Annotated in this window: 1 protein-coding gene; it reads left to right on the forward strand. The window is 65.4% G+C overall.

Annotated elements, in window-relative coordinates; genetic code table 11:
- A partial coding sequence (locus ID132_RS13900) for an arsenic resistance protein (RefSeq protein ID WP_413229357.1) occupies positions 1-376 on the forward strand: 376 nt, incomplete at both ends.

Below are 376 nucleotides of genomic sequence, written 5' to 3' on the forward strand. Positions count from 1 at the left end.
GGGGCTCGACGTCTCGGTCTGGAACATCGCCCTGAACGTCCTCGTATTCCTCGGGGTACCGCTCATTGCTGGCTTCGCCTCCCGCTGGCTCGGCGAAAAGCGAAAAGGGCGGGCCTGGTACGAGGAGAAGTTCCTTCCAAAGGTCGGGCCCTGGGCGCTCTACGGCCTCCTCTTCACAATCGTCCTCCTCTTCGCGCTCCAGGGCGACGCGATCATCGCGAAGCCCCTCGATGTGGCCCGCATCGCCCTCCCGCTGCTCATCTACTTCGCCGTGATGTGGTGCGCCGGCATGCTGCTCGGTCGCGCCCTCGGCCTCGGCTATTCACGCTCAACCACCCTCGCGTTCACCGCTGCCGGCAACAACTTCGAGCTCGCG

The sequence above is a fragment of the Gulosibacter sediminis genome (genome assembly GCF_014904065.1).
GTDB lineage: Bacteria > Actinomycetota > Actinomycetes > Actinomycetales > Microbacteriaceae > Gulosibacter > Gulosibacter sediminis.